The organism is Nocardia sp. NPDC047038, assembly GCF_040644075.1.
GTDB classification, from domain to species: Bacteria; Actinomycetota; Actinomycetes; order Mycobacteriales; family Mycobacteriaceae; genus Nocardia; species Nocardia sichangensis.
Genome location: NZ_JBEYVQ010000002.1, coordinates 241,101 through 266,796 on the forward strand (window position 1 = coordinate 241,101; position 25,696 = coordinate 266,796).

The window sequence follows — 25,696 nt, forward strand, 5'->3', positions numbered from 1 at the left end:
TGCCGGTGGCTGCGGACCCGACGTCGCCCTTGCACTTATAAGTGCAAGGGCCTACGGTAAGTAGTACCTGCGAGAGCAGAGAGGAGTTCGAGTCGATGAGTCCGTCACTGATTCACGACGAGAAAGCGGTCGTGTCGATCACCGCAAGCGAAATCGAGCAGGCTCGGGCGTTCCAGGCCCGCGTCGAGCAGGCTCGCGGCGTCGCGTCGGATGATGCAGAGGAGACCATCACTGTCGGTCTCCGAAGTGGGGACTCCGTGGAGATGCCCGCCCAGCTGACGGCGCTGATCTCTCAGATTCTCGACTTCATCAGCCGTGGTTGCACCGTGACTGTCGGCAGTGTCCCGAACGAGGTGACCACCACCGTCGCCGCAAAGATGCTGAGCATCTCACGTCCGACACTGATGAAGCTCGTAAACGAAGGCACGTTGCCCGCGCACAAGGTCGGCTCGCACACGCGACTTTTCAGCAGGGATGTTCTCGCGCACAGGGAATCCCAGCGGGCTGCGCAGCGTCAGGCTTTCGATGACCTGCGCGCTCTCGAAGACGAACTCGGCGTAGTCGACTGACTGCTCACGATGCCTGTTTGATCCGGTAAGTGGTGCCCCGTCCGCTTGTACCATTTACCCCGACGTGGGCGATGCGCACGTCCACTGCGCGGCGGTTTACGCCGCCATCGACATCCTGCTCACCGACAACGATAAGCACTTCACTCAGATGGATGAGCTTCCCTACGAGATCTACACAGCCGATGAATTCTTCGAGCTTGTCGATGACTCGGCCCCCCATATGGTTCGAGCCGTCACCGCGAAGCAGCTCGTCTACCACGTTCGCAATAGCGATACCAGCAGCGCCGCACTCCCCGAACGACTGAAGGCGGCTGGAGCGCCCGCTTTCGCAGAGCGCGTCCGAAAGCATCTGCTGACACTTGATATCAACGCTCTTCTGCGCGAACCGGACTTGTGAAGTACAACGCCTGATACTCCGGTAGGCACCGGCTGGCGTGCGGGTGCGGCGGCATGGAATCGTCGAACTACCTGGCGGTCAATAGGACTGGAGTTCGATCAGCGTTCCCTCCGGGTCGCGCAGGTGGGCGGTGCGCAGACCGGGGCCCCACTGCGGGCGGTCGGTTGGGCCCGCGACAACGGTCGCGCCGTGGTCGGCGCACAGCTTCGCTCCCGCGTCGACGTCGGGCACTCGGCAGACGAACATCACCGTGTCCTGCGACGGTGCGGCAGGCAGCGTAGACGTGCCGATGACCTCCGCCATCGCGGCGCGATCGAAGAGCACTAGTACGCCTTGGTCCGCCACGTCCCAGTTCGCGTATGGACCGGCGGCGGTTCCCTTGACGAGGGTCGCCCCGATCAGCTCGGGTAGCACCGCCGCGTAGAACCCGAAGCATTCGGCGAAGCGGGTGACCAGGAGTCTCGGATGTAGTGCGTCCACGGTGATCTCCGATTAGTTGGTGCGGACCTATTGTAGGTTCGCTCCTACAATAGGGCCATGGATACCGGACGCGCACTCCCACCGAGCCTGCTCGGCCTCGACATCTACCTCCTGTCGCGGGTCGGCAAGGCCGCGCGCACCGGGTTCGCCGACCGCCTTGCCGCTCGCGGCCTGCGCCTGTGGCACATGGCGATCCTCGCGGCGCTCGCCGATTTCGGCCCGCACGCGCAGCGGGACTTGGCCGAGCGCCTGGCCATCCACCCCAGCGACGTGGCCAAGATCGTCGACGAACTCGAAGCCGCCGGTCAGGTGGAACGTGCGCGGGACGAGCGCGACCGTCGCCGCATCACCGTGCGCCTCACCCGGACCGGCCGTACCGCGTTGCGTTCCCTCGATCGCGAAGCCGGTCGGGTCGGCGACGAGATCCTCGGCCCGCTCGACCCTACGGAACGAGAGCAGCTGCATGCGATGCTCGAACGCCTCTTCGCGCATGCGTACCCGGGGTCACGCACCGAGTGATCGCCTCCGCGCGAGACGATCCGGGCGAGGCGAGCGATCTGATCACCCCGCCCTCGTCGCAGAGCGAGTCGCACGCGGGCCACGGCCGTGCCGAGCAGCAGCGTCGCTACCAGATTCCACCGTCACCGACCGCACGACGGCTCGAACTCTGCCCACCGCCGATGCGCCGATGAAACTGTTCAGAGCACCGTCTGTTCGATCAGGCGGCGGGCCGCGCGATCGGTGCGCTCGACCTCGCCGGTGATCAGCCGGTCTTGCAGAATTCCGCGCAGACCCGAAATCAGCAGTGTGGCGACAATTTCCGGGTCATCAATGGAATCGATGACGCGCAGCCCGTCGGCCAGCGCCGAGACGAAGATCGCGATGGCCGAGTTGGCGTAATCGGCATACGGACTGCGCGGCGCACAGGCCGCGCCGAGCACCTGAAGCATCACCCTGACGCTGGTGCGGCCGTCGCCCGAGGCGCTCGCGGTCCAGAAATCCCACAGCCGGTCGCGCAGTTCCGCAGCGTCACCGATGTCGGCGAACATCGCCGCGATGTCGGGGCGCTGCGTCGCCAGCGCTTGGACCAGCAATTCCTCCTTGGTCGTGAAGTAGTAGATCAGCATGCGGGAGCTGGTGCCGAGTTCGGCGGCCAGCGGGCGCAGCGACAGGTCCGCGAGACCGTGATCGGCGATGTAGCGCACGACGGCGGCGAGCAGTTCGGCGCGTTTGGCGTGGTCGAGGGGGCGGGCCATGGGTTGACTGTAGCGATCGGTACAGGTATTCATGACATCGTGACTGTAACAATCGCTTCAGAAACTCGGGATTCGGTCGTGGTCACCGGATACGCGGCGACCACGTCGCTGGCCGACGACATGGATACGACCTGGTCCGGTTTGCTGGCGGGGCACAGCGGAATCGGCGCGTTGGATGACGATTTCGTGGCCGAGTACGACCTGCCGGTCCGCATCGGCGGCAAGTTGAAGTCACAGCCCAGCGGGGAACTGTCCCGGGTCGAACAGCGCAGGCATTCCTACGTCGAACAGATGGCGCTGGTGCTCGGCCGCCGGGTCTGGCGCGCGGCGGGCGCGCCCGAGGTGGACGGCGACCGCTTGGCGGTGGCGATCGGCACCGGGCTCGGCGGTGGTGACGCGCTGATCTCCGCGGTCGACGCGATGCGCGCGGGCGGCTACCGCAAGGTGTCGCCGATGTCGGTGCCGATGGTGATGCCGAATGGTCCCGCCGCCACCGTCGGGCTCGAAATTGGCGCCAGAGCAGGAGTTTTCGCTCCGGTCTCGGCGTGTTCGTCGGGTTCGGAGGCGATCGCGCACGCTTGGCGGCTGATCACCACCGGCGAGGCGGACGTAGTGGTGGCGGGCGGGGTCGAAGGACACATCGACGCCGTGCCCATCGCGAGCTTCGCCATGATGCGCGCCATGAGCACCCGCAACGACGAACCGGAACGCGCGTCCCGTCCGTTCGACCGGGACCGCGACGGGTTCGTCTTCGGCGAGGCGGGCGCGCTGCTGGTGCTCGAATCGGAGCGGCACGCACGCGCGCGCGGCGCGACCGTGCACGGGCGGGTGCTCGGCGCGGGCATCACCTCCGACGCCTATCACATCGTCGCCTCCGAGCCGGAAGGGCTCGGCGCTGCCCGCGCGATGCGCAAGGCCATCGAAACCGCGGGACTGCGGGCTTCGGATATCCAGCATGTGAACGCCCACGCCACGTCGACCTCCATCGGCGACGCCTCGGAGGCCAACGCGATCACCTCGGTCGTGCCCGACGCCTCGGTCTACGCTCCGAAATCCGCGCTGGGGCACTCGATCGGGGCGGTCGGCGCGTTGGAATCGCTGGTCACCATGCTCACCCTGCGGGATCAGGTCGTCCCGCCGACGTTGAACCTCGACAACCTCGATCCGGAGATCGATCTCGACGTCGTCGCGGGCGCGCCACGGACTCAACACATCGATTTCGCACTGAACAACTCGTTCGGTTTCGGCGGGCACAACGTCGCGCTCGCGTTCGGCCGGGTCTGATCCCGAGCCCGTTCCGGGGCGGGTTACCGTCGTTGTGCAAGCGACCGATCGGCCCGAAGGATGGACAGCGACGTGAGCGAGCGTCAGCGAAGCAACCGAGGACACCGCGCGCGGGCGCGCACTGAGTCGAGCGCGGGCGGGGCACGGTCATGACTGACGCCTTCTACCTACCCGATCCCGATCGGCCGGACCGATTCATCTCGACCGAGTTCACCCGTGGCCCCTGGTCGCCGGACGCCCAGCACGCCGGTCCACCGTCGGCGCTGCTCGGGCACGTGATCGAGCGGTGCGAGCCACGGCCCGGGTTCCAGGTCGGCCGGGTCGCCGTCGAGATCCTCGGCCCGGTGCCGCTGGAACCGCTCACCGCGCAGGCGCGCGTCGCGCGTCCCGGTCGCAGCGTCGAACTCATCGAGGCGACACTGTCGACCGAGCGCGGGCCGGTGATGCGGGCGAATGCCTGGCGATTCAAGCTGGCCGAACCGGAATTGCCGCTGCCGGAACGCTTCTTGCCGACGGGCTCGCGCCCCGGCCCGGAGCACGCGGACGCGCCCGAGCCGTTCCCGTCCACCCAGCCGATCGGGTTCCACACGGCCATCGATTACCGGTTCGTCAGCGGATCCTTCTCCGAACCAGGCCCGGCGATCTGTTGGATCAGGATCAAGCACCCGATCGTCGCGGGCACCGATCCGAGCCCGCTGGAACGCACCCTCGCGGCCGCGGATTCCGGCAACGGCGTGAGCGCGGTCCTGGACTGGTCGAAGTACCTTTTCATCAACACCGACCTGACGGTCACCCTGTACCGCCAGCCGGCGGGCGAATGGGTCTGCCTCGACGCCGTCACCTACCCCCAACCCCATGGCATAGGCATGGCGGAATCAGCGCTCTACGACGAAAAGGGTCCCTTGGGCCGCAGCACGCAAACCCTCTTCCTCGGCAACCGATAACCGAGGCAGACCCACTCGGCGTTCGTCACCGACGCGTTCACGGACGGGTCGAGATCTGTTGGACGCCCCAGCCGTTGCCGTCCGGGTCGGTGAAGAAGAAGAATCCGACGTTGTCCAAGGGGTCGGGCATGGGGGTCGGGTTTTCGCCGAGGACTTGGATTTCGGTGAGCTCGACGCCGCGGGAAGTCAGTTCCTCATGGGCTTTGCGCAGGTCGTTGACTACCAGTTGGAGGCCTTGTTGGGATCCGGGCCGCATGTCCGGCACCGCACCCTTGCCGATCACGATCGAGCAGCCCGAGCCGGGCGGCGTGAGCTGCACTATGCGCACCTCCTCGGCGATCTTCGTGTCGTGGTCGACGGCGAAGCCCAGTTGCTCCGCGTAGAACCGCTTGGCTCGGTCGATGTCCGACACGGGCACGATCACGACCTCGAGTGTCCAGTTCACGGCACTTCCTTTCGGCGGACTGCGGTATTCGTACCAGTGCGGACCGGTTCACCCCGGGAAATTCATCGCCGTGCCCACCGCCAGGAGAACTCGTCCGGCGCGGGCGGTGGGCCGGGGAGTTCGCCGTCGGAGCTCAGTCCGGCGACGAGCATCGCGAGCACGCGGCGGCGCAACTGGACCGTGCGCTCGGGGTCGGGCACCGCGACCGCCGCGCAAGATTCCAGGATCAGGCCGAGGTCCTGCGGGGTGACGTCGTCACGCAGCTGGCCGGTGGCGTGGGCGCGGCGCACGAGTTCCTCGGTCGCCTCGCCGGAGCGCAGGACGTCGGGGAGGATCGATTCGTCGGGAGTGAACGTGCCCGCGAGGTGCACGGCGAGGGAATGCACGTCCGCGTCCACCACGCGCTCCAAGAAGCCGACGAGTCCGCGCCATCCGTCCGAATCCTCCAGCGCCGCTTCGGCCTCCTTGTTGTATCGGCGCAGACCGTCATGGCAGAGCGTGCGCAGCAGCACTTCCTTGCTCGGATAGCGGCGGTAGAGCGCGCTGATCCCGACGCCCGCGCGTTCGGCGACGGCGGAGATCGGGGCCGTCGCGTCGGCGAGGAAGACCACGCGGGCGGCCTCCAGGATCAAGCCGTCGTTGCGGGCCGCCTGCGCCTTGCGGCCGGGCAGACCCTTCTGAGCTGGGGCGTCGGATGTTCTCGGCATGAATTCAGCGTAGCACTTGAAACGGAATGATCCGTTCTGTTATGGTTGAAACAGAACAGAGCATTCCGTTTCACTAGGAGCAGGACATGACCGCGATCACCCCCTTCCGCATCGACATCGACCAGGCCGATCTGGACGATCTGCGCGACCGGCTCGCACGTACCCGGTGGGCTCAGCAGATCCCCGGCTCGGGCGACACCTACGGAGTGAGCGTCGAGCGCGTCCGTCACCTGGTCGATTACTGGCGCGACGGGTTCGACTGGCGCGCGGTCGAGAACGCGCTGAACGCCTACCCGCAGTTCACCACCGAGATCGACGGTCAGAACATCCATTTCCTGCACGTGAAATCCGCACAGGAGGACGCGTTCCCGCTGATCCTCACGCACGGCTGGCCCGGCACTTTCGTCGAGTTCGTCGGCGTCATCGAGCCGCTCACCACGGCCGGATTCGATCTGGTGATCCCTTCGGTACCGGGATACGGCTTCTCCGGCCCCACCACCGAGGCGGGCTGGAACGACGCTCGCATCGCCCGCGCCTGGGCCGAGTTGATGCGGCGGCTCGGCTACGCCCGCTACGGCGCGGTGGGCAACGACGGCGGATCGCAGATCTCGCCGGAACTCGGGCGGGTGGCTCCGGAGAACGTCGTCGGCGTGCACGTCGCGCAGGTGTACTCGTTCCCCTCCGGCGACCCGGCCGAACTGGCCGATCTCGACGAGGACGAGCAGCGGTCGCTGGCCACCCTGGACTGGTTCGTGAAGAACAAGATGGGCTTCAACGTGCTGCAATCCCAGCAGCCGCAGACGCTGGCGCACGCGATCACGGATTCGCCCGCCGGATTGGTCGGCTGGAACGGCCAACTGCTCGGCCCGGACCTGGACGACGACTTCGTGCTGACCAATATCGCGATCCACTGGCTCACCGGCACCGCGGGCTCGGCGATTCGGCACTACTTCGAGAAGGACAAGGCCGAGCACCCCACCGCGCCGACCACGGTTCCGCTCGCGCTGTGCGGCTCCTCCGGCGATTTCCACGGCATCCGGCGCTTCGCCGAGCGCGATCACAACATCGTCTCATGGCGCACGCACGATGTGTTCACCCATTATCTGCACCATGTGGCGCCCGCGCTCATGACGGAGGAGATCACGGAGTTCTTCGCGAAGCTGCGCTGAGACAGTCGCTTATGGCATCGAGAGTCGCGGCCATGGTTCGTCTCGATTCCCGCTGATGTACTGGATTCAGCAACAGCACAACAGCTTTCGAACAAGGAGAGAAACCATGCGAATCGCGGTCTTCGGAGCCACCGGTACCGTCGGGCGTCTCGTCGTCGAGCGGGCGCTGCGGGAGGGTCACGAGGTGACGGCCTTCACCCGCAGCGCCGCGAGCGTCACGCAGCGGCACGAGCGGCTGCGCGTCGTGGAAGGCGATGTGCTGGACACCGATTCGGTGCAACGCGCGGTGGAGGGACAGGACGCGGTGCTGATCTCGCTCGGCAACGGCCGCAAGGGCGTGGTCCGGGCGGGCGGAACCAAAGCGATCATCGACGCGATGCGGCGCACGGGCGTGAAACGGCTGATCTGCCAGACGACGCTCGGCGTGGGCGACAGCAGGGGCAACCTGAACTTCCTGTGGAAGTACGTGATGTTCGGCTTGCTGCTGCGCCCGGCCTACGCCGATCACGTCGAGCAGGAGGAGTACGTCCTGGCCAGCGACCTGGACTGGACGATCGTGCGGCCGAGCGCGTTCACCGACGGACCGGCCACCGGCAGCTACCGGCGCGGGTTCCCGGCGGGCGAGCCCGGACTCACCCTGAAGATCTCCCGCGCCGACATCGCCGACTTCATGATCGAGCAACTGACCGACACCACCTACCTGCGCCAGGCGCCCGGTATCTCGAACTGAGCACGTCATCCGGCGACGCCGAGGCGGCCTGGAGCGACACAGCCATCAGGCGTGCTCGTGCAGTTCACCCCACACCGGGAAGGGATCGGGATACTCGGCCCAAGCGCCAGGGCCCGCGGCGAACTCCGCGTCGGTGAGCAGGGCTTCGTCCAACAACGCGCGCACCTTCGCGCAATCCAGCTTCACCCCGATGAACACGATCTCCTGCCGCGTCCGCGCCGCCTGCACCGCCACGCCAACTGGAGGCGAAGGCCTCCCACCCGCGGTCGTCGCCGCCCGCCTCGGGCAGCAAGCACCTGACCGCGACCTGCTCGGCGGCGCCGCGGCGCGCCCGCGTAACCGCCTCGCGCTCACCGGCAGTGAGCAACTGGACCTGTTCTGCGACATCGCCATGTAGCTCCTGAGCCGCGGGCCCAGGCAACCGTGGTCCAGATCACTCAGAAATCTCGAGCAGTGGTGGAACCGTTGCCCCGGCCGTGCCGTCCAACCTTATTGACGGACAACGACTCCCGGCTTTTCTCGTCGGGGCTGGAATTCGACGGCCGTCGCCAAATCAGGACATATCACCGTCCGGTGGAGAGGTTTCCGCTGGACGAGGGTCGAGAGCAGACGGGGGACGACATGACAAGCACACGACTGGCATCGGCGATGCTTTCGCGGTGGCTGCGCCGTTCACCGCCGGTTTCGCGGACACCGCGGTAGCGGCTGCCGCGCCCACGGCCTACCAGCTGCCCGCCACGACCGCCGCCACGCAGGTTAAACCGATCACGGAGGGGCTTTCGCCGGGGCAGCGCAAACCGAAGAAGGTCACGGTCACGGTGCGCTGCGAAGGCTGGTGGCGAACATCGGTTGACCGCTGGTCGGAGCCGGGGTGTTGGTGGTGTGCGCGACCGATGGGCTGGCGGTGGGGGCGGTGGTCTGGACATCGAGCATCTCGTTGAGCGCGGTCGACACCGCGCTTTGGTGGGTGCGTAACTGTTCGGGGCTGCCGGTGCCGGTGACCGCCCAGTCCTCCGCGACGGTGAAGCCGGCGGGAAAAATTACCGCCTTGCTCAATGTTCATGATTGGGTCCAAGTGAGTTTTGGCGAGGGGCCTGACAGGCTACACACCGCGACCATTCGAGTGTTGTCGATTGCTGCGGATCGGACCACGAAGTCGCGGTGGGTGATTTCCATACCAGGGTAGGTGACGTTGTCGATAGTGAGCGCAGCCTCGACGGCGATTGCTTTTGCTGATATTTGGTCGAGGTAGTCCAATCCGGCGTCGGGGGCAAATCTGCTCAACGCACGCGCGGCGAAATCCGCCACCGTGTCGCTGTAGTCGATGAGGTAGGTTTCGACGAATACAGATGACAGGCTGCTGCGGATGGTAACTGACCGCGGCATCTGATTTCGTCCGTATATGCTTATTGAGAAGGGCTCGGGCCTCGCCGGTAGGGCGATGGGTACCCCCAATTGTGCTGCTGCGTGTTGTGGGCTTTGCGGGCCGGAACGACGCGAGGGCGGGTTGGGTGATATGTACATAGGTCCGCTGAATTCCGGCATGTCAAATACTTCCTTCGTGTTGTTTCTGCCGTGTCGAGCATCGACGATAGGCCCTGACTCACGTTTCGGTAAAGGCGAGCGCTCGTGGGCGTGGACCGAGCGTGGCACCTGAGTTACTTACGAAGCAAGCCACAGCCAGCGCGGTGAACACCACGGTCAGATATGCTCGTCGGATTCGAGTCTGCGTCACGTTCAAATTTCAGTTCGTTTCAAGTATGGGGCCAATCACCGGGGGTGTGATGAAGTTCGGCTGGCAGAATCTGCACAATGGCCTGAGTGGCAGCCATACGTTTGATCACGCCGTACCGGTGTTTGCCCCCGATATCACATGGAAGGACTCATTTACCGATACGACCGGCTCCGGTGAAGTAATGGGATCTCTGACCGGCACGATGTATCTCGGAAAGACTGATTGCGAAACGCCCGCTGTCACGGGAATCTTTCAAAGTCGGGTAAGGAGCCAGTCCAGTGCCCCATTCACTTTCAGAGTATGAATGGGGCACTGAGGCCCGTACAACCCCCTTGAGGGACCGGCGTAAGGGGGTCCCGGTAGTAATCGCGCGAAAAACAACACATATGGCTGGACCAGCAGCGATGGCGTTGTGATTGGTTCGGGCTGCGGGCGGGTGTGGTAGGTGCTTGGCTTGGCTGCCGATGAGGTTGGTCGGCCGCCTCGGCGTGAGCCGAGGCGGCCTCGCCGGTCCAGGTGCGGTGCAGCGCGGCTACCCGCTGCTCTACGCCGGTGAAGGTGTCCTCGGTGAATCCGACCAATCCGCCGATACGCGCCGTCACTGCGTCCAGATGCGCCAGATCCACGCCGAACGCGGCCGTCACGGCAGATCCAGCGAAGACGTGGCCGCGGTGGTGGCCCCCACTCGGGCGGTCTCGACCTCGGCCACGTTCGCGACCGAGACACCCAGTAGTTCGCCCATGCCGTCCAGCGCCTCGAGGATACGTATCGCGCCCTGGCGGGTCTCCCTTCATGCCGCGGAGTAGGCGTCGGCGGCCGGGCCGCGCCACGTCGCCATCAGACCGGCTACCTCGGTGTCGGCCGAGCGGATTCCGTCGATAAGCGTTTGCGCGGCTTGCTGGACGTAGCGGCGCCCGCGTCGGACACTTCGGTCGGGACCATCGCGAAATCTGTTCCGGCGCTGGCTGTGTCGGTCATGCAATCCCCTGTCTGCGCAATGTGTCATGCGTTCTCGCATCTGTGATTTTGCAGGGTTGGACGCAGCGCCTACCGTTTCGGTTCCAATCGAGCCGATCTCGAAACCACTACTCGCCGCGAGCAAATTTCGGGCGTACTTCCGCCGGGCGGCATCGATCACAGGATCGATCCGGCCGGGCCGGGCGTAGGGGTGCCGCGCATGGCCTCTCCCTACAGCGATGCCGATCTACCGGCTGAGCACGGCCTGGACCGGAGTGCGCCCGACCCAGCGCGGCCAGCGCCACGATTGTGAACGCCAGCGCGGCGGGCGCTGCGGGAGGGCTACGAGGTGGACGGACCGGCCACCGGCGGCTACCGGCGCGGGTTCCCGGCGGACGAGCGCGGACTCACCCTGAAGATCTCCCGCGCCGACATCGCCGACTTCATGATCGAGCAACTGACCGACACGACCTACCTGCGCCAGGCGCCCGGTATCTCGAACTGAGCACGTCATCCGGCGACGACGAGGCGGCCTGGAGCGACACAGCCATCAGGCGTGCTCGTGCAGTTCACCCCACACCGGGAAGGGATCGGGATACTCGGCCCAAGCGCCAGGGCCCGCGGCGAACTCCGCGTCGGTGAGCAGGGCTTCGTCCAACAACGCGCGCACCTTCGCGCAATCCAGCTTCACCCCGATGAACACGATCTCCTGCCCCGGCGGCACCTCCAGCGACGACCACCAGGCGGCGGGTTCGAAAACCAGGTTCGGTCCCGCTTGCGACCACACCGCCGCCAGCGTCGAGCGGCTCGCGATCCAGCAGAATCCCTTGCTGCGCAGCAGACCACGCAACCGCTCCAGCGCGTCGGAAAGGCGCAGTGGATGGAACGGCCGATCGGCGGTGTAGGTGAGGCTGCGGATGCCGTACTCCTCGGTCTCCGGCGTGTGCCCGCCCGCGAGTTCTTCCACCCAGCCATCGGCTTCCGCCGCCACCACCGGGTCGTAGCGGCCGGTGTCGAGCACCTCGCGCAGGTCGACCACACCGTTAGTGGTCCGCAGCACGTGCGCGCGCGGATTGAGCCTGCGCACCGTGGCCTCCACCGCACCCACCGCCGCGGCGCCGACCAGGTCGGTCTTGTTGACCAGCACGACGTCGGCGAACTCGACCTGATCCACCAGCAGGTCGGCGATGGTGCGCGCGTCGCCGTCGCCCGCCTCCAGGTTCCGCTCGGCCAGCGCTTGCCCGCGCGCCACTTCCGCGAGGAAGGTCGAGGCATCGACCACGGTCACCATGGTGTCCAGCCGGGCGACGTCGCCGAGCCGGAACCCGTCCTCGAACTCCCAGTCGAAGGTCGCGGCCACCGGCATCGGCTCGGAGATGCCGGTGGACTCGATCACCAGCTGATCGAACCGTCCCGCGCGGGCGAGCCGGGCCACCGCCTCGATCAGGTCCTCGCGCAGGGTGCAGCAGATGCAGCCGTTGGTCAGTTCGACCAGCTTCTCTTCGGTGCGGTCGAGGTGGCCTTGGCCCGCGACCAGCGCGGCGTCGATGTTCACCTCACTCATGTCGTTGACGATGACCGCGACCCGGCGGCCCTCCCGGTTGGCGAGGATGTGGTTGAGCAGCGTCGTCTTGCCCGCACCGAGGAAGCCGGACAGCACGGTGACGGGAAGCAGGTCGGAGTCCATGAAGTTAATGATAACGATTTTCATTTTATGTGCACGGGCAGGTCCGGTTGCCCGTAGCGGGAGAACGACGTCGCCGTAGGGTTTGGGTCGTGAAATTGCTGCCATTGCCCGCCGAGGGGCAGACCCCCGTCCGGGCGCTCACCATTGCCGGTACCGATTCCGGCGGAGGCGCCGGAATCCAAGCCGATACCCGCACCATGGCGCTGTGCGGCGTGCACGCCCTGGTCGCGGTCGCGGCGGTGACCGTGCAGAACACGGTGGGCGTCAGCGGTTTCCACGAGATTCCGCCGCAGGTCGTGGCCGCTCAGGTGCGCTCGGTCGCCGGGGACATCGGCGTCGGCGCCGCGAAGACCGGCATGCTGGCCTCGACCGCGATCATCGAGGCGGTCGCGGAGGTGTGCCGGGAGGTCGGCATCGGCCGCGATGGCGAGATTCCGCTGGTGGTCGATCCGGTGGCGGCCTCGATGCACGGCGACCCGCTGCTGCACGCCGAAGCGCTGGACGCGCTGCGCAACACGCTGATTCCGCTCGCGACCGTGGTGACGCCGAACCTGGACGAGGTCCGCCTGCTCACGGGCATCGAAGTAGCGGACGACGATTCGGCGCGGCGCGCGGCCGAGGCGCTGCACAAGCTGGGACCGCGGTGGGCGATCGTCAAGGGCGGGCACCTGCGTTCCTCCGAATACAGCGCCGACCTGCTGTTCGACGGCGAGCAATTCCTCGAGTTCACCGCGCCGCGCATTGCGACCGGCAACGACCACGGCGGCGGCGACACGCTGGCCGCCGCGATCGCCTGCGCGCTCGCCCACGGCTATCCGGTGCCCGAAGCGGTCGAGTTCGCCAAGGAGTGGACCTACCGCTGCTTGGCCGCGTCCTACGATCTCGGCGCCGGCCATGGGCCGGTGTCCCCGCTGTGGCGGTTGCACCGGAGCTGATCGGCGCCATTTCTTGTCGGTGGGCGCTGCGATACTGAAGACGTCGCCGACACGGATGGCTTCAACGGCGAGGCGATCGGAACAACGACGTTCGGCGTGGACGCGGCACGACCTCGGCGCCCGGCCCGGGGGGCGCTCCGGTCACAACGTGGAAAAGGCGAGGTGCAGCGGACGATCGGCCGCGATGGCGATGCCGTGCAGCCGAGCGCTCGCCGCCACCAGCGCGAAGATGGTCTCGCTCAGATAGTCGGCGAACTGCTCGGCCGTCATGGCGGGCGGCTCCAGCCGGTTCACTCCCAGCCACCAATCGGTGGCCGAGGCCACCGCGCCGAAGATCGAATAGATCACCAGCTGCACGTTTTCGACCCGCACCGACTCGTCGTCCACGACGCCTGCGAACAGCTCGGCGGCGCGCCGGGCGGACTGCCTGGCCGATTGCAGCGCGCGATCGGCGTCGTCGGACCGTTGCGTGAAGTGGCTGTGCAGCATGAACCGGAAGACGTTCGGCTGCCGCGACACCACCAGCACGTATTCGGACGCGGCGCGGCGCACCAGGTCACCGGCCGAGTCGCCGGTCAGGTCGAAGCTGGTCATGACCTGTTCCCAGAGCAGGTCGCGAACCCGGTCCACGATCGCGTTGTAGAGGTCGGTCTTGTCCTCGAAATGGCGATACAGCTTCGGCTTGGCCGCGCCCGCCTCCTTGGCGATGTCGCCCATGCTGACGGCGGGGCCGAATTTGTCGAGGGCGCGGAATGCCGCGTCCACGAACTCCTCGCGCACCTTTGTGCGATGCTCGCGCCAGCGCTCGGTGCGGGCGTCCACGCGTTTCGGCGGCTGGTCGTCTTCCGTCCGGCCGCGCAGCATCACGAATCCGGATGCTACCTGCACCGAGCAGCCCCGATGACCGGGCGTCCGCCGGGCATCCACCCGGCGATCCCGAGCTACCAGGAACCTCACAGCTGAGGCCCAGCCCGGTGGCAGTGTGGCCGTCGAGTCTGGTTCGCATGACCGAGACTTCCACCGTCGCGGCGACGGAACGGACCGAGACCACGGGCGCGCCCGTGCTGGACGTGGTGATACCCGTCTACAACGAAGAGACCGACCTCGGCGTGTGCGTGCGCAGACTGCACGCACACCTGCGCGAGGGGTTCCCGTTCCCGGCGCGCATCACGGTCGCCGACAACGCGAGCACCGACGCCACGCTCCAGGTCGCCCAGCTGCTCGCGGAGGAACTGGACGATGTGCGCGTCGTCCATCTGTCCGCCAAGGGGCGCGGTCGGGCGCTGCGCGCGGTGTGGGAACACTCGGACGCGCAGGTGGTCGCCTACATGGACGTCGACCTGTCCACCGACCTGAACGCCTTGCTCCCGCTGGTCGCGCCGCTGATCACCGGGCATTCCGACCTGGCTATCGGCACCCGGCTCGACGCCGCGTCCCGCGTGGTGCGCGGACCCAAGCGCGAGATCATCTCGCGCTGCTACAACCTGCTGCTGAAGGCCTCGCTGCGCGCGCACTTCTCCGACGCGCAGTGCGGCTTCAAGGCGATGCGCACGGAGGTGGCGCGCCGCCTGCTGCCGCTGGTGCACGACGGGGAATGGTTCTTCGACACCGAATTGCTGGTGCTCGCCGAGCGGGCGGGTCTGCGGATTCACGAGGTCCCGGTGGACTGGATCGATGACCCGGACAGCCGCGTCGACATCATCGACACCGCCCGCAAGGACCTGCTCGGCATCTGGCGGCTTGGTCGGGCGCTGGCGACCGGCGCGCTGCCGCTGGAGGAACTGCGCCGCTCGGTGGGCCGGGAACCGCTGGTGCCCGGGGTGCCGCTGGGCATGGTGGGTCAGCTGGTGCGGTTCGCGATCGTCGGTGTGTTGAGCACGCTGGCCTACCTGCTGCTCTACGTGGCGCTGCAGCCATTGACCGGCGCGCAAGTGGCGAACTTCGCCGCCCTGCTGATCACGGCGGTGGGCAACACAGCGGCCAACCGGGCCTTCACCTTCGGCGTGCGCGGCTCGAACGGGGCCGTGTCGCACCAGTTCCAGGGTTTGGTGATCTTCGGCATCGGGCTGGCGCTCACCAGCGGTTCGTTGTTCGCGCTGCATCGGTGGGCGCCGGACTCCTCGGTGCATCTGGAACTGTTCGTGCTGGTGGTGGCCAATCTGGTGGCGACGCTGCTGCGGTTCGTCGGGCTGCGCTGGGTGTTCCGCGACAGCGGAGGCGATCGTGCGTCGAACGCATCGGGGCTCGCCGCGGAGGTTCGTCGATGACGGCGACTCTGACCGCGCAACCGGTCGCGGCCGAACCGCGGCCTCGGACCAGAAGGAACTGGGAGTTTCCGGCGCTGGCGGCGCTGCTGCTCGGCACGGCGGTGGCCTATCTGTGCAACCTGAGCGCCAACGGGTGGGCGAATTCGTTCTATTCCGCCGCGGTGCAGGCGGGCTCGGTGTCGTGGAAGGCGTTCTTCTTCGGATCCTCCGACGCGGCCAACTCGATCACCGTGGACAAGCCACCCGCCTCGCTGTGGTTGATGGAGCTTTCGGTGCGGGCCTTCGGGCTGGGCAGCTGGAGCATCCTGGTGCCGGAGGTGCTGCTCGGCGTGGCGAGCGTGGCACTGCTGTGGGCGACGGTGCGCAGGCCGTTCGGGCCCGCGGCCGGATTGCTCGCCGGGTTGGCGCTGGCGGTGACGCCGGTCGCGGCGTTGATGTTCCGCTTCAACAATCCCGAAGCGCTCTTGGTGTTCTTGATGATCGCCGCCGCCTGGGCGATGACCCGGGCGGTGGAGGACGGCCGCTGGCGGTGGCTGGTGCTGACCGGCGCGCTGATCGGATTCGGCTTCCTCACCAAGCAATTGCAGGTGCTGCTGGTGGTTCCGGCGCTCGCGCTGACCTATCTGCTCGCGGGGCCGCCGAAACTCGGCAAGCGCATCCTGCAACTCTTCGCGGCCGGGGCCGCGATGGTGGTGGCCGCGGGCTGGTGGTTGCTCGCGGTGGAGTTGTGGCCCGCCTCGTCCCGTCCGTGGATCGGCGGATCGCACGAGAACTCCATCCTGGAACTCACCCTCGGCTACAACGGGCTCGGCCGGCTCAACGGCAACGAGCGCGGCAGTGTCGTACCGGGCGGCGGTGAGCTGCCGCGGGGCGGCAACGGCATGTGGGGGGAAACCGGCATCACGCGGATGTTCGAACCGGCACAGGGCGGTCAGATCGCGTGGTTGATCCCGGCCGCGCTGGTCGCGCTGATCGTCGGAATCCTCCTGCGCGGCAAAGCGGCTCGCACCGACCGGCAGCGCGCTTCGCTCGTCCTCTGGGGCGGATGGCTGCTGGCGACCGGGCTGGTGTTCAGCTTCATGGCCGGGATCTTCCACCAGTACTACACCGTCGCACTGGCTCCGGCCATCGCCGCGCTGGTCGGCGCGGGCGCGGTCCTGGCGTGGCGGGGGCGGCATCGGCCGTGGGTGCGGCTGGCGTCGGCACTGGCGGTGGGTCTCACCACGGCGACCGCCTGGATGCTGTTGTCGCGCAGTCCGGAATGGCAGTCGTGGCTGCGCTGGACGGTGCTGGTCGTCGGCGTGCTCGCGACACTCGCCGTGCTCGTTCCCGCGCCGCGCAAGCTGGCCGTGGTGTCGGCGCTGGCGGTCGCGTTCACTTTCCTGGCCGGGCCCGTGGCCTATGCCGTCGATACCATCGCGACGCCACACGCCGGTTCGATTCCTTCGGCGGGGCCGAACGTCGCGATGCGCGGGCGGCCACCGTGGGGCGAAGGCATGCCCGGCATGGGTCGCCGCATGCAGAACGGAACGAGCACGGGCCGCGACGGCGCCGCGCAAGCACCGGGTGGCACACCGCCGGACGGAGGTTCGCCGGGTCCGCAGGGCACGGACGGCCGAATTCCACAGCCGGGCAGCCGACTTCCGGGTTCTGGACCGCAGGGCAACGCACCCGGCGGCCGGACACCGAGCGGCGGACGCCAGGGCACCACGCCCAACGGGCAGGCCCCCGGCGGCGCGGGTACACCGCCGGGCTTCCCACCCGACGGGCAAGCTCCTGACGGCGCGGGTACACCGCCGGGTTTCCCGCCCGGCACCGCGCCGCAAGGCACCGCGCCCGGCGGGCAGACACCGGACGGCACGGTGTTCCCGCAAGGAACGGGCGGTATGCCCGGAGACGGCGGTCCTGGTCCCAATGGCGGCGGCGGGATGGGCGGCCTCCTCGGGGCGAGCGAACCGAGCGCGCAGATCGTGTCCCTGCTCGAGCAGAACGGCGGCGACTACACCTGGGTGGCCGCGGCCATCGGCTCGAACAGCGCCGCGGGCTTGCAGTTGGCCACCGAACTTCCGGTGATGCCGATCGGCGGCTTCAACGGCAGTGACCCCTCGCCGACGCTGGAGCAGTTCCAGCAGTACGTCGCCGAAGGGAAGATCCACTACTTCGTCGGCGGCGGCCGTGGCGGGCCCGGTTCATCCAGCTCCTCCCCCAGTGCGCAGATCACGCAGTGGGTCGAGGAGAACTTCACCGCCATCCAGGTGGACGGGGTCACCTTGTACGACCTGACCGCCACCCACTGAAACCACGCGATGCGGCCCTGTCGCCCTGCATTCCCTCGGGGCCGCATCGCCTTCCGGTGTTCAGCGCATTCCCCTGCACTCGCTGAACACCGCATCCGCACCGGCGTCATACCTCGGCGCCGGTGCGGACCGCGTTTTCGATGCCTCCGGGTGGCTACCGGACGGACTCGATCCACTCGGCGAACGTCGGGCCTGCGAGCTTGGCGTGCGGGCCGGGGAGAAGTCCACCGTTTTCGTACACCTCACGGTCGGGGTTGTCCTGGTCGCTCACCTCGACGACGTGTGCGGGCGCGCCGCGGCGGGCGGCAAGCAGGGTTGCGGCGCCGGCCATCGTTTCCGGTTGCGGGCCCGCGATTTCCGGGAAAGGAGCCGCGGTGATCTCGGGAGCGAGCGCGAGGCGGACGAGTTCCTCGGCGACGGTACGCGCGGCGACCAATTGGGTGCGCATCTCGGCCACGTAGGCGGTGTCCCCCTGGGTGCCCCACCCCATCATCAGCTCGACCAGTTCGTGGAACTGCGCCGCACGCAGGATCTGCACCGGCAGCGGCCCTTCCAGCAGCACTCGCTCGTGGACCAGCTTGGCCGCGTTGTATCCGGCGGTGGTGCCGTCGATGCCGATGATCGACGCCACCACCAGACGCTCGACCCCTGCCTTCTGTCCCGCTTCGTGCAGATTGCGCGCGGTCGCGGTGAAGAAGGCCGTCGCCACCTCCCGGTCCGGGGACGGCGTGCTGGAAACGTCGATCACGACGCGCACACCATCCAGCGCATCGACCAGGCCCCGCCCGGTCTCGATGTCGACACCGTCGGCCCGGGAGAAGGCGACCACGTCGTGCCCCTGCTCGTTCAGCACATCCACCACGTGCCTGCCCAGCCGCCCGGTCGCGCCCGCTACCGCGATCTTCGTGCCCTTCGCCATGGCCCTCACTCCTTGTGTCGCTGCGTCGTTTCGCGTTCACAGGAAGGACGACGCGACGCCGGCGAGTGTGACATCGACGCGAAGGCGCTCGGAGTCGTCACCGGCGCAGGCTATTCGAGCGTCAGGTCTTGGCACACCGCAAAACTCCAGCGATGATGATCGGATGCGTGACAGCGCACGTTCCGGAGCGGGAACCCGGAGCGCATCAGGTCACGTGTCCACCGCGAACATTCAGGGAAACAGTTGAACGCTTTCACGAAGCTGGCCGTGACGGTGGTCAGCGCACTGGTCGCAACCGCGCTCACCGTCGGATTCGCCGCCACCGCGTCGGCCGCGCCCGTCGACCGCACCGAACCGATCGCCGCGGCGACCATCGAGGCCCCGCAGGTGACCTACATCAAGGCGTGCCTGCCGCCCGGCGACACGATCGAACTGCGCACGGGAATCGGCGCGGCGATCGGCGCCGCCATCGGCGCGCTGGTCGGCCTGCCCGTCTTCTTCGTCGGCGCGATCCCCGGCGCGATCATCGTCGGCCTGATCGGCGCCGCCATCGGAGCCTCCTCCTACGCCATCGATTCCGGGCGCCTCGAGCAGCAAGGACTGTGCTGATCGAGCACAGCGCATGAGTGCGCCGAGTTCGGTAGAGCCCTAAGCGAATCGTTGACTATGAGGGGCGCGAGTTGTCTGTCGCGCCCCTACCGATCCACGCGATCACATGCACCGGGACATCGGGACCCGGTAAGCATCGCTTCCCGCACAGGGAGGCCAAAAGTGACACACGTTACATTTCCCAATGGTAATACTACTTTCGTAGTAGCCGTATCGTTAGACGAGCTCACGGTTTCAGCGTTGCCCTCGGGACCGCGCCGATCATGTTGTCCGGCACCGGTTCTGCCGATCGATCGTCATCTGATGAAGGAAAGTTCATGGCAACTGTCGCACCGGCGACAACTGTCGTTGTCGCGCAGGCGACGGAACTATCGACCGCGCGTAGCCGACCGCCACGAGCCGCGCTCGCCCTGGGCGCGGCCATCGTGTTCACCGCGATCTCCCTGGCGGCCTGGCTGCTGTTCTTGCGGCCGAACTGGGAAATGTACTGGCACCAAATAGATCTGCAGGTGTACATGTGGGGCGGCAAGGCCGCCGCCCTGCACCCGGGCCAGTTGTACGCCGCCCGCGGCCCGATGTTCCTGCCGTTTCTCTATCCCGTCTTCGCCGCGTGGATCTGCGCCGAATTGGCGCGGTTCCCGATCAACTACATCGGCACCGGCATGGTGGTCACGACGCTGATCTCCCTGTATGTCAGCGTGTGGTGCACCGCTGTACTGATGCGGTATCGGCGTGGGCTCGGCATGCTGGCGATGACGCTTGCCGTGGGCAGCGCCGCGCTCTGGCTCGAGCCGGTGCAGCAGACCTTCCGCTTCGGGCAGATCAGCATGATCCTGATGGCGATGGTCCTGGGCGACCTCGCCATGCCGAAACACCGCCGGAGTCGCGGCATCCTCATCGGTATCGCCACCGGCATCAAACTGACGCCCGCGGTGTTCGTCGTCTATCTGGTGATCACCCGCCAATTCAAGGCCGCCGCCGTCGCGATGGGCGCGTTCGCGGCCACGGTCGCGGTCGGTCTCTGGTATCGGCCGACCGAGGCGATCCAGTTCTGGACCTCGACCGTGGCGTCGCAGAACCGGATCGGCTTCGCATACGTGCAGAATCAGTCGCTCAACGGTGTGCTCGGCCGCCTGCAATGGACCACGTGGGACAGCCACGTGGTGTGGCTCTTCGGCGCCGGCGGGCTCGGGCTGGCCGGGTTGGCCGCGGCGCGAATCGCCTACCAGCGGGGAGACGAGATGCTCGGCGCCCTGCTCGCCGCCGGTGTGACGCTGCTGTGCTCACCGATCTCCTGGACCCACTACTGGGTGTGGGCGGTGCCCGCGCTCGTCTGGGCCGTGCACGCACTGTCCCGCCGATCGTGGACAGCCGGCATCACCGTGCCCGGCGCGATCGCGTTGTTCGCCTTCGCGTGGCCGATGCAGGTCGACTCGATCGGAACATGGGATCAGACGCTGCCGCTGCTTCCGCAAGGCCTGATCTGGTTCGTACCCCAGACCAACGGCCGGGAATTCCACTGGACCGTCGTGCAATTCCTGGTCGGCAACTCCTACGCTCTGCTCACTCTCGCCGCCATGGTCGCCGCGATAGTCCTGCTGCTGAGCGCGCCGAGACCGCCGATCGCGGACTCCCGATCAGCGAGGAGCGTGCAAAGCGGCGTGTAGCGTGGCCGCCCATTGCTCGACTATGCGCTTGCGGCGGGCCGAGTCGTCGGTGAGGACGTCGGCCAACCCCAGGCCGCGGGCCATGTCCAAGGTCGCCTGGACCAGGTGATGGGTGACCGGATCGGAGTCGTCCACGCCGAGAGCCTCGATCGCGCGACGATGCGACGCGCGGCCGAAGCGGGCTTCCAGCGGGACGATGCGTTCGCGCAGCACCGGGTCGGCGGCGGCGTGCGTCCACACCTGCAACGCGGCTTTGAACAGCGGACTGGTGTACGACTCGACCAGCCCCGCCACCACCGCCTCCGTACGGCCGACGCCGTCGCCCAGCTCCCCCAGCGACGACGCCTCTTGCACCGCCTGCCCGCTGCGCGTGTCGAACATGAACTCCAGCGCGGCGGTGATCAGATCCTCCCTGGTGGGAAAGTGATGCTGCGCCGCGCCACGCGACACCCCGGCCCGTTCGGCGACGACCGCGACCGTCGCGGCCGCCCAGCCCATCTCGGCCAGACAGTCGATGGTCGCCTCGAGCAGGCGCTGCCGGGTGGCTCGGCTGCGGTCCTGCTTGGGTTCGTGGGGTGTCGCCATGGTCGTTATTCTGCCCAGCTCGGCGGGCGGCGCTGCAAAAAGGCCAGCATGCCCTCGTGCACTTCGGGGGTGCCGAAGAAGCTCGCCGAACGCCGCGCGAGCTCCTCGGCTGAGGCGTCGAACTCCGCGAGGATGCCCGCGTTGACCAACCGCTTGGCCTCGGCCAGCCCCTGCGGGGAGCCCTTGCGCACTTCCCCGCACAGCCGCGCCACCTCGGCGGCCGGGTCGTCGGCGGTCACCGTGACCAGGCCGATCTGCTCGGCGACGGCGGCGTCGAACTTCTCGCCGGTGAGGTAGTACCGGCTGGCCGCGCGCGGATCGAGCCTGGGCAGCAGGGTCAGCGAGATCATGAACGGCGCCAGCCCGATCCGCACCTCGGTGAGCGCGAAACTGCTGCCCGGCCCGGCCACGACGATGTCGCAACCGGCCACGATGCCCATGCCGCCCGCCCGCACGTTGCCGTCGATCCGCGCGATCACCGGCTTCGGGATCTCCACCAGCCTGCGCAGCACGCCGATCATGACCCGGGTGCGCTCGTCGGCGGCCACGGCCGGATCGGCGTCGCTCGCCTCGCTCAGATCGGCGCCGGCGCAGAACGTGTTGCCGGTGTGCGCGAGCACGACGACGCGCACCTTCTCGTCGTCGGCGGCGTCGTCGAGTCCGCGCAGCAGCTCGGCGACCAGCTTGGACGACAGCGCGTTGCGGTTGTGCGGCGAGTCGAAGGTGAGCGTCGCCACGCCGCCGCTCACCTCGTAGCGGACGAACGGAGCCGTCTCGGTCATGCGCGTCCTCTCAGTACGACTTCGGCAGGCCCAGCGAGTACTGGGCGACGAAGTTCAAGACCATTTCCCGGCTCACCGGCGCGATGCGGCCGATGCGAGCGGCGGCGAGCATGGCGGCCAGTCCGACGTCCTTGGTCAGGCCGGAGCCGCCGTGGGTCTGGACGGCCTGGTCGAGCGCCTTGATGCTGGCTTCCGCCGCCGCGTATTTCGCCATGTTGGCGGCCTCGGCGGCGCCCATCTCGTCGCCCGCGTCGTAGAGGGTCGCGGCCTTCTGCATCATCAGCTTCGCCAGCTCCACTTCGACCTTCACCTGCGCCAGCGGATGCGAGATGCCCTGGTGCGCACCGATCGGCGTCTTCCACACCGTGCGCTCCTTGGCGTATTCCACCGCGCGTTCGATGGCGTAGCGACCCATGCCGACGGCCATCGCGGCGCCCATGATCCGCTCCGGGTTCAGGCCAGCGAACAACTGCATCAGCGCCGCGTCCTCCTTGCCGACCAGCGCGGTGGACGGCAGCCGGACGTCGTCGAGGAACAGGTTGTACTGGTGATCGGGCTCGATGATGTCCATCTCCTGCGCCGTCTTGGTGAAGCCTTCGGCCTCGGTCGGCACGATGAACAGGGCGGGCTTGAGCTTGCCGGTCTTGTGGTCGGAGGTGCGGGCCACGATCAGCACGGCCTCGGCCTGGTCAACGCCGGAGATGAAGATCTTGCGGCCGTTGAGAATCCAGTCGTCACCGTCGCGGCGCGCGGTGGTGGTGATCTGGTGGGAGTTGGAGCCGGCGTCGGGCTCGGTGATGCCGAACACCATCTTGCCGGAGCCGTCGGCGAGCTTGGGCAGCCATTCCTGCTTCTGCTCGTCGGTGCCGTACTTGGTGATGATGGTGCCGCAGATGGCCGGGGACACCACCATCAGCAGCAGGCCCGCGCCCTGCGCGGACAGCTCCTCCATCACCAGCGACAGCTCGTACATGCCCGCGCCGCCGCCACCGTATTCCTCCGGCAGGTTCACGCCGAGGAACCCGAGTTTGCCCGCCTCCTGCCACAATTCGTCCAGCGGCTCGCCCTTGCGCGCCTTCGGCAGCACGTAGTCGCGGTAGTTGTACTTCGTGGCCAGCGCGGCGACGGCGGCCCGCAGCGCCTTCTGCTCGTCGGTTTCGATGAAGCGCCCACCCGTCTCCCGGCCGCCGCCCCTCACCGAATCGCTGCGCGATGCTGTAGTCATAACTTCTCCTGGGTTTCTACGGTTTCGACGACCGCGAGCACGGCGCCGACGTCGACCTGCTGGCCGACGGTGACGTTGACGGCGCTGAGCACGCCCGCGGCGGGCGCGGCGATCGTGTGCTCCATCTTCATCGCCTCCAGCCACAGGATCGGCTGGCCCTGTTCGACGTGGTTGCCGACCTCCGCGCCGAGCCGGATCACGCTGCCCGGCATTGGCGCAAGCAGAGAACCGGTGGCCACCTGGTCGGCCGGATCGCTGAAACGCGGCAGCCTGCGCAGAGCCACCGGGCCGAGCGGCGAGTCGACGTAGACCTGGTCGCCGTAGCGGGCGATCTCGAACTGCCTACGCACCGGGCCGCGCTCACCCGGAACCGACAGCACGACGCGATCGGGAGCCGACTCTACGAGAGCGAGACCGTCGTGACCGTCCACGGTGACGGCGGTCCGGCCGAACCGGTAACCCACCTCGTGCGTTCCGGTAGCGCGGCTTTCGTAGGACTTGCGCTGTGACTGCGAGGGGAGATTGCGCCACCCGCTGGGCAGCCCGCCGCCCACCCGCGCGCTGCCCCGGTTGGCGGCGGCGTCGGCGAGCGCGGCGGCCACGATGGACAGCGCCTCGTCGAACTCCGACGCCAGCGGCGCGGCCAGGGCGGCCAGCCCATGCGTGGTGAAGAACGCGGTGTCGGTGTCACCCGCCAGGAACGCCGGATGACGCAGCACGCGCACCAGCAGGTCGCGGTTGGTGACCAGGCCGTGGATCTTCGCGCGGTGCAGCGCCGAAGCCAGCAATCGTGCTGCCTCGCCGCGCGTTTCGGCGTAGGAGATGACCTTGGCCAACATCGGGTCGTAGTGCACGCCGACCACCGAGCCGTCCACCACGCCTGTGTCGAGCCGCACGCCCGGGCGGTCCAGCAGGTCGAACTCGATGAGCACCGACGGGATATCGATCCGGTGCACGGTGCCGCTCTGCGGCTGCCAGTCGTGCGCCGGATCTTCGGCGTAGAGCCGGACCTCGATCGAATGCCCGTGCATGGCAGGCGGTTCTGCGGGCAACACGCCGCCCGCGGCGACGTCCAGTTGCAGGCGTACCAGATCCAGCCCGGTGGTGCACTCGGTGACCGGATGCTCCACTTGCAGGCGGGTGTTCATCTCCAGGAAGAAGAACTCGCCCTGCTCGTCGGCGAGGAACTCGACGGTGCCCGCGCCGGTGTAACCGATCGCGCCCGCCGCCAGCCGCGCCGCCTCGAACAGCCGCGCCCGCATACCCTCGGTGCGCTCCACCAGCGGCGACGGAGCCTCCTCTAGCACCTTCTGGTGGCGGCGCTGGATCGAGCACTCACGCTCGCCGACCGCCCAGATCGTGCCGTGCGTGTCGGCCATCACCTGGACTTCGATGTGCCTGCCGGTCTCGAGGTAGCGCTCGCAGAAGACCGTCGGATCGCCGAAGGCGGATTCCGCCTCGCGCCGGGCGGCCTCGATCTGCGAAGTCAGGTCGGCCAGCTCGCGGACCACGCGCATGCCGCGCCCGCCGCCACCGGCGGACGCCTTGATCAGCACCGGCAGGTGCGCCTCGGTGACCTCGGCCGGGTCCAGTTCGGCGAGCACCGGCACGCCCGCGGCGTCCATCATCTTCTTCGCGGCGACCTTCGAGCCCATCTGCTCGATCGCCTCGACAGGCGGCCCGATCCAGACCAGCCCGGCGTCGAGCACGGCCTTGGCGAATTCGGCGTTCTCGGAGAGGAATCCGTATCCAGGATGGATGGCATCGGCGCCAGCGGCGACCGCGGCCTCGATGATCAGCTCACCGCGCAGATAGGTCTCCGCGGGCGTGTTGCCGGGCAGGCGCACCGCGGCGTCCGCCTCGGTGACATGCGGCGCGGCGGCATCCGCGTCGGAGTACACCGCGACGGTGCCGAGACCCATCCTGCGGCAGGTCGCGAAGACCCGGCGGGCGATTTCGCCACGGTTGGCGACAAGGACATTCGTGAGCCCACCCGTCACCCGGCCGCCGCCCTTCATCGAATCGCTCTGCGATGCAGTCATCGTCGGCC

27 protein-coding genes and 1 pseudogene are annotated in these 25,696 nt (G+C 67.8%); 14 read left to right on the plus strand and 14 right to left on the minus strand.

Features of this window, described 5'->3' with window-relative positions; all coding sequences use genetic code 11:
* The first annotated feature begins 95 nt into the window (after positions 1–95).
* Positions 96–569, plus strand: coding sequence for a helix-turn-helix domain-containing protein (locus ABZ824_RS09335; RefSeq protein WP_356962764.1), 474 nt, complete (start codon positions 96–98; stop codon positions 567–569).
* A 64-nt stretch (positions 570–633) separates the two neighbouring features.
* Positions 634–966, plus strand: coding sequence for a hypothetical protein (locus tag ABZ824_RS09340; RefSeq protein WP_356962765.1), 333 nt, complete (start codon positions 634–636; stop codon positions 964–966).
* A gap of 78 nt (positions 967–1,044) precedes the next feature.
* Here the strand turns inward: ABZ824_RS09340 and ABZ824_RS09345 are convergent, their stop codons facing one another.
* The gene (locus tag ABZ824_RS09345) at positions 1,045–1,446 is read right to left on the minus strand and encodes a VOC family protein (protein ID WP_355071642.1); all 402 of its coding nucleotides are present in this window, start codon (positions 1,444–1,446) and stop codon (positions 1,045–1,047) included.
* Positions 1,447–1,503: 57 nt separating this feature from the next.
* On the opposite strand from ABZ824_RS09345, the gene ABZ824_RS09350 reads away from it, so the two are divergent.
* Positions 1,504–1,965: a MarR family winged helix-turn-helix transcriptional regulator gene (locus ABZ824_RS09350; protein ID WP_356962767.1), complete on the plus strand. Its 462-nt coding sequence runs from the start codon at positions 1,504–1,506 to the stop codon at positions 1,963–1,965.
* A 179-nt stretch (positions 1,966–2,144) separates the two neighbouring features.
* On the opposite strand, the gene ABZ824_RS09355 is transcribed toward ABZ824_RS09350, so the two are convergent.
* Entirely contained in the window at positions 2,145–2,702 is a 558-nt protein-coding gene (locus ABZ824_RS09355; protein ID WP_356962769.1) for a TetR/AcrR family transcriptional regulator, read from the minus strand.
* Positions 2,703–2,741: 39 nt separating this feature from the next.
* Between ABZ824_RS09355 and ABZ824_RS09360 the strand changes: the two genes are divergently transcribed.
* Both ABZ824_RS09360 and ABZ824_RS09365 read left to right on the plus strand, forming a co-directional pair.
* Positions 2,742–3,986, plus strand: coding sequence for a KasA/KasB family beta-ketoacyl-ACP synthase (locus ABZ824_RS09360; RefSeq protein ID WP_356962770.1), 1,245 nt, complete (start codon positions 2,742–2,744; stop codon positions 3,984–3,986).
* A gap of 149 nt (positions 3,987–4,135) precedes the next feature.
* Entirely contained in the window at positions 4,136–4,930 is a 795-nt protein-coding gene (locus ABZ824_RS09365) for a thioesterase family protein (RefSeq protein WP_356962771.1), read from the plus strand.
* 37 nt (positions 4,931–4,967) lie between these two features.
* Here ABZ824_RS09365 and ABZ824_RS09370 read toward each other — a convergent pair whose 3' ends face one another.
* On the minus strand, positions 4,968–5,375 hold the full coding sequence (locus ABZ824_RS09370; protein ID WP_356962773.1) for a VOC family protein: 408 nt from the start codon (positions 5,373–5,375) through the stop codon (positions 4,968–4,970).
* 62 nt (positions 5,376–5,437) lie between these two features.
* Positions 5,438–6,082 (minus strand): helix-turn-helix domain-containing protein, encoded by a 645-nt coding sequence (locus tag ABZ824_RS09375; protein WP_356962774.1) that lies wholly within the window; start codon positions 6,080–6,082, stop codon positions 5,438–5,440.
* Between the two features lie 86 nt (positions 6,083–6,168).
* On the opposite strand from ABZ824_RS09375, the gene ABZ824_RS09380 reads away from it, so the two are divergent.
* Together ABZ824_RS09380 and ABZ824_RS09385 are read left to right on the plus strand one after the other, a co-directional pair.
* Complete coding sequence (locus ABZ824_RS09380) at positions 6,169–7,251, plus strand: epoxide hydrolase family protein (protein ID WP_356962776.1); 1,083 nt, start codon at positions 6,169–6,171, stop codon at positions 7,249–7,251.
* Between the two features lie 106 nt (positions 7,252–7,357).
* The gene (locus ABZ824_RS09385; protein WP_356962778.1) at positions 7,358–7,981 is read left to right on the plus strand and encodes an SDR family oxidoreductase; all 624 of its coding nucleotides are present in this window, start codon (positions 7,358–7,360) and stop codon (positions 7,979–7,981) included.
* A 45-nt stretch (positions 7,982–8,026) separates the two neighbouring features.
* On the opposite strand, the pseudogene ABZ824_RS09390 reads toward ABZ824_RS09385, so the two are convergent.
* Positions 8,027–8,188: pseudogene (locus ABZ824_RS09390) on the minus strand (GTP-binding protein); the annotation flags it as partial.
* Between ABZ824_RS09390 and ABZ824_RS09395 the strand changes: the two are divergent.
* Positions 8,172–8,378, plus strand: a complete 207-nt coding sequence (locus tag ABZ824_RS09395; RefSeq protein WP_356963516.1) for a hypothetical protein — start codon at positions 8,172–8,174, stop codon at positions 8,376–8,378. The pseudogene ABZ824_RS09390 and the gene ABZ824_RS09395 overlap by 17 nt on opposite strands.
* A 416-nt stretch (positions 8,379–8,794) precedes the next feature.
* Here ABZ824_RS09395 and ABZ824_RS09400 read toward each other — a convergent pair whose 3' ends face one another.
* Positions 8,795–9,037 (minus strand): hypothetical protein, encoded by a 243-nt coding sequence (locus ABZ824_RS09400; RefSeq protein ID WP_356962780.1) that lies wholly within the window; start codon positions 9,035–9,037, stop codon positions 8,795–8,797.
* Positions 9,038–9,040: 3 nt separating this feature from the next.
* On the minus strand, positions 9,041–9,367 hold the full coding sequence (locus tag ABZ824_RS09405; protein ID WP_356962782.1) for a hypothetical protein: 327 nt from the start codon (positions 9,365–9,367) through the stop codon (positions 9,041–9,043).
* 1,655 nt (positions 9,368–11,022) lie between these two features.
* On the opposite strand from ABZ824_RS09405, the gene ABZ824_RS09410 reads away from it, so the two are divergent.
* Complete coding sequence (locus ABZ824_RS09410; RefSeq protein WP_356962783.1) at positions 11,023–11,178, plus strand: hypothetical protein; 156 nt, start codon at positions 11,023–11,025, stop codon at positions 11,176–11,178.
* 45 nt (positions 11,179–11,223) lie between these two features.
* Here the strand turns inward: ABZ824_RS09410 and ABZ824_RS09415 are convergent, their stop codons facing one another.
* Complete coding sequence (locus ABZ824_RS09415; RefSeq protein ID WP_356962785.1) at positions 11,224–12,360, minus strand: GTP-binding protein; 1,137 nt, start codon at positions 12,358–12,360, stop codon at positions 11,224–11,226.
* Between the two features lie 89 nt (positions 12,361–12,449).
* On the opposite strand from ABZ824_RS09415, the gene thiD reads away from it, so the two are divergent.
* A complete protein-coding gene (thiD, locus tag ABZ824_RS09420; RefSeq protein ID WP_355071616.1) occupies positions 12,450–13,295 on the plus strand; it encodes a bifunctional hydroxymethylpyrimidine kinase/phosphomethylpyrimidine kinase in 846 nt (281 codons plus the stop codon).
* Positions 13,296–13,436: 141 nt separating this feature from the next.
* Here the strand turns inward: thiD and ABZ824_RS09425 are convergent, their stop codons facing one another.
* Positions 13,437–14,183 carry a TetR/AcrR family transcriptional regulator gene (locus tag ABZ824_RS09425; protein WP_356962787.1) on the minus strand — a complete coding sequence of 249 codons (747 nt, stop codon included), beginning with the start codon at positions 14,181–14,183 and terminating at the stop codon, positions 13,437–13,439.
* Between the two features lie 116 nt (positions 14,184–14,299).
* Here ABZ824_RS09425 and ABZ824_RS09430 point away from each other — a divergent pair, with 116 nt between their 5' ends.
* Entirely contained in the window at positions 14,300–15,562 is a 1,263-nt protein-coding gene (locus ABZ824_RS09430; RefSeq protein ID WP_355071612.1) for a bifunctional glycosyltransferase family 2/GtrA family protein, read from the plus strand.
* A complete protein-coding gene (locus ABZ824_RS09435) occupies positions 15,559–17,859 on the plus strand; it encodes a glycosyltransferase family 39 protein (RefSeq protein ID WP_356962789.1) in 2,301 nt (766 codons plus the stop codon). Before ABZ824_RS09430 ends, ABZ824_RS09435 begins: the two co-directional genes overlap by 4 nt.
* A 154-nt stretch (positions 17,860–18,013) precedes the next feature.
* Here the strand turns inward: ABZ824_RS09435 and ABZ824_RS09440 are convergent, their stop codons facing one another.
* Positions 18,014–18,778 (minus strand): NAD(P)H-binding protein, encoded by a 765-nt coding sequence (locus tag ABZ824_RS09440; protein WP_356962791.1) that lies wholly within the window; start codon positions 18,776–18,778, stop codon positions 18,014–18,016.
* Positions 18,779–19,021: 243 nt separating this feature from the next.
* On the opposite strand from ABZ824_RS09440, the gene ABZ824_RS09445 reads away from it, so the two are divergent.
* Positions 19,022–19,387 (plus strand): hypothetical protein, encoded by a 366-nt coding sequence (locus ABZ824_RS09445; RefSeq protein WP_355071608.1) that lies wholly within the window; start codon positions 19,022–19,024, stop codon positions 19,385–19,387.
* 317 nt (positions 19,388–19,704) lie between these two features.
* A complete protein-coding gene (locus tag ABZ824_RS09450; protein ID WP_356962793.1) occupies positions 19,705–21,054 on the plus strand; it encodes a glycosyltransferase 87 family protein in 1,350 nt (449 codons plus the stop codon).
* Here the strand turns inward: ABZ824_RS09450 and ABZ824_RS09455 are convergent.
* From ABZ824_RS09455 to ABZ824_RS09470, 4 genes are read right to left on the minus strand one after another with little or no spacing between them, the layout of a single operon-like run.
* Positions 21,025–21,639 carry a TetR/AcrR family transcriptional regulator gene (locus ABZ824_RS09455; RefSeq protein ID WP_355071605.1) on the minus strand — a complete coding sequence of 205 codons (615 nt, stop codon included), beginning with the start codon at positions 21,637–21,639 and terminating at the stop codon, positions 21,025–21,027. The genes ABZ824_RS09450 and ABZ824_RS09455 overlap by 30 nt on opposite strands.
* A 5-nt stretch (positions 21,640–21,644) precedes the next feature.
* Positions 21,645–22,421, minus strand: coding sequence for an enoyl-CoA hydratase family protein (locus ABZ824_RS09460; protein WP_355071604.1), 777 nt, complete (start codon positions 22,419–22,421; stop codon positions 21,645–21,647).
* 10 nt (positions 22,422–22,431) lie between these two features.
* Positions 22,432–23,646, minus strand: a complete 1,215-nt coding sequence (locus ABZ824_RS09465; RefSeq protein ID WP_356962795.1) for an acyl-CoA dehydrogenase family protein — start codon at positions 23,644–23,646, stop codon at positions 22,432–22,434.
* Positions 23,643–25,688 (minus strand): biotin carboxylase N-terminal domain-containing protein, encoded by a 2,046-nt coding sequence (locus ABZ824_RS09470; protein WP_356962796.1) that lies wholly within the window; start codon positions 25,686–25,688, stop codon positions 23,643–23,645. The genes ABZ824_RS09465 and ABZ824_RS09470 overlap by 4 nt, the downstream gene beginning before the upstream one ends.
* Between the last annotated feature and the right edge of the window lie 8 nt (positions 25,689–25,696).